Below are 2,471 nucleotides of genomic sequence, written 5' to 3' on the forward strand. Positions count from 1 at the left end.
CCAGGCTGGTGCGCGCATGCTGTGCGCGAGTGGTATCGGTCCACATCGTTGATCCAAGGTAGTTTTTGGCAAAACCCCTGAATCAACGGCCGGCGAGGCTGTCAAGCTAACCCACTGATACCACTCACCTCAATTTCGGATCAGACACTCACCCCGGAACAGCAGGCTGGCCGGCTGAAGAAGGTCCGGGAAATCGCAAAGGGCTTGGCCGCAGCGGCAGCGGCATCATGCGCAACCGGGAATTGCTGCCAACGCACTATCGTAATTCCTTATTCTCGGGCGCCACAATCGGCCAAGCACATAGATGATGCGCAACGAGCCGGGTTTCCCAGTGTTCTGACCTATGACAAAGACCCGGCGGTTGCAGCGGCGCGGCGACAGTCATCAACTGCCGGCATTCCGCGTATCAGTGGGTACGAGCCGGATGAATACCCCCCAGCCGCATTTATTGAAAATGGTGGGCACGCCAGTGTTCGGAACATCGATTGGCGCGATAATAGACGGGCCGGTGGTATGATAGGCGCAAAGCTAAAGGGCGTACCTGCGGGATGCAGGATCACAACTATGACGGGACCATGAATATGTTGGCATCACTTGATGTAATGATCAGCTATGGGCAATTGGTTATCTACCTTCCGTCCATCCAACATCCAGGTCATTTGTGGAGCGACGACGAACTTGACCAAGGCTTTGCTTGGTCGCCTGGGATTGTTAGTTTGGGGGTGCCGGAACATGCCTTCATCTGTCTTGTAAACATCGATGTCGCTAATGACTTCAAGCTCGCGAGCAACGCGATCTCCTGCTTGCGCGTGCCGTTCGATATTTTTGAAACGCCTGTCTATGTAGGCTCAATCTATCATTACGAAGCGGTAAAAATTAAGAATGGAAGGTATCAATTGTTTTATGAAGTTCTACCTGGGCAAGGAACGTGGGAGATATACAGTAACGGAAAAAAAGATCAAGGAAAATACAGTTATATCTTAAATATAGTTCTTGTTCCTGGTGAAAATGATTATTTTGAAATATTGAAAGTCGGAGGATCGATTCATACAGATAAATTTCTTAGCCGCTTATCTAATCTTGGATGAATTCCCTATATGAAAAGGAATGATAATGTATGAAACACGCCGTATGACATCTTCCGCCTCCGGTCAGATCAGTCCAAACCGTATCGAAACCACACGGCTGATTCTGCGCCCGCCAGTCTATTCTGATGGCCCGGGCTTGCATTCGCTTCTATCGGATCCTGATGTCTGCCGATATAGCCCGTTTCTCCCGTTCTCGAATATTGCGGAAACGCATTTCGCGATCGTCGAATGGCGTGAGGCCCGTGACAAAGGACTTCGCACCTATGTGGGCGCAAGCCGATCCGATCCGCATACCCCCATCGGCTTTATCCAAGTCGGTCTCGATGAAGAACTAGGTGGTGTGTTGTCTCCCAGTAAAAGTGGGGTGGGCCTCGCCACGGAAGCTCTGCGGGTAGTTGTCGAGACTCTCGGCCTCCGCAACGCATGGACCATTATAGACGCAGAACACACGGCCCTTGTGCATACACTTGCGAAAGCGAATATCAGAATTCAGAAGGTGCTGAAGGGGTATCGAGTTTACCCTCAAATATCACCGGAAAAACGTAACTGTATTTTACTTAAGCAAAATTTGAATGCATAAAAATACTGCTTTGATATTAGCAAAATGTAGTTATTAAATAGAGGAGAACATATGGGACAACCTGCAACCCTTCTGGGCCACGCCCATGTCTGCCCGGCGGTGGATCCGGGGCCGAAGCCGCATGTCGGCGGGCCGGTGGTCTCGACCCAGCAGACCTTCGTGACGGTGGACGGCGTGCCGATCGCCACGATCGGTGACAAGACGCTGTGCTCCGGCGTGCCGACCACAGCGGCGATCACCGGCGGCTCGTCGATCGCGACGATCGAGGGAAAGCGCGTCGCCCGCCTCGGCGATCCTTGCGAGCACGGCGGGCAACTGACCCAAGGCGTGCCCTGGTTGACCTTCGAATAGGGTAAGCGCCTCCGCCTGAAGGGGCCACGAGACCGGCCGGCACCAGTTGGTCGTCGCCGACCACCCGAGCGGCTGGCTGAAACCTTTGGCCGCGATGCAGCGATGCGTATCGCGCGAGGGTTTTCTGGCAGAAGCCATTGCGCTCGCTTGCTGCTCCCGCTTCCGCCGGACCTTTCCGAAAAGGAACGCCCGCGCCGCTATCAGAGTCCGCTCGGGCCGTGCCAGGTCTCGATGTTCGACGAGGTCCTCTCCAATCCGGAGCGCGGCCGGCTCTGCTTCCACGACCGCGACGGCCACGCCATCGGCTTCGACCGGCCGTTCAACTGGACACCTCGAAAAACCTCGCGTGGCTGGGCGTTTCATGATTCCATCGGTCTCGACGGGATCAGGAGGCATAGATGCGCGGGCAGCCGGGGTTCTGGGATGTTGACGAGCGATATGTCCGGCTGAGC

4 protein-coding genes are annotated in these 2,471 nt (G+C 54.7%); all 4 read left to right on the forward strand.

Going from position 1 to position 2,471, the window contains the following annotated elements; translation table 11 throughout:
* Positions 1–548: 548 nt before the first annotated feature.
* The 4 genes from comJ (at position 549) to SMD10_RS25215 (ending at position 2,469) form a co-directional block, all read left to right on the forward strand.
* Entirely contained in the window at positions 549–1,088 is a 540-nt protein-coding gene (gene comJ, locus SMD10_RS25200; protein ID WP_331688473.1) for a competence protein ComJ, read from the forward strand.
* 25 nt (positions 1,089–1,113) lie between these two features.
* Positions 1,114–1,668, forward strand: a complete 555-nt coding sequence (locus tag SMD10_RS25205; protein WP_331688474.1) for a GNAT family N-acetyltransferase — start codon at positions 1,114–1,116, stop codon at positions 1,666–1,668.
* A 51-nt stretch (positions 1,669–1,719) separates the two neighbouring features.
* A complete protein-coding gene (locus tag SMD10_RS25210) occupies positions 1,720–2,019 on the forward strand; it encodes a PAAR domain-containing protein (RefSeq protein WP_331688475.1) in 300 nt (99 codons plus the stop codon).
* A gap of 231 nt (positions 2,020–2,250) precedes the next feature.
* Complete coding sequence (locus SMD10_RS25215; RefSeq protein WP_331688476.1) at positions 2,251–2,469, forward strand: hypothetical protein; 219 nt, start codon at positions 2,251–2,253, stop codon at positions 2,467–2,469.
* The last annotated feature ends 2 nt before the right edge of the window (positions 2,470–2,471 follow it).

It is taken from the genome of Consotaella aegiceratis (assembly GCF_036541425.1).
In the GTDB taxonomy this organism is placed as follows: Bacteria; Pseudomonadota; Alphaproteobacteria; order Rhizobiales; family Rhizobiaceae; genus Consotaella; species Consotaella aegiceratis.

What these genes read in the sequence shown, in the direction of transcription:
- comJ (WP_331688473.1), top strand. Translation starts at nt 549, where the DNA reads ATGCAGGATCACAACTATGACGGGACCATGAATATGTTGGCATCACTT.
- SMD10_RS25215 (WP_331688476.1), top strand. Translation starts at nt 2,251, where the DNA reads ATGTTCGACGAGGTCCTCTCCAATCCGGAGCGCGGCCGGCTCTGCTTC.
- SMD10_RS25210 (WP_331688475.1), top strand. Translation starts at nt 1,720, where the DNA reads ATGGGACAACCTGCAACCCTTCTGGGCCACGCCCATGTCTGCCCGGCG.
- SMD10_RS25205 (WP_331688474.1), top strand. Translation starts at nt 1,114, where the DNA reads ATGTATGAAACACGCCGTATGACATCTTCCGCCTCCGGTCAGATCAGT.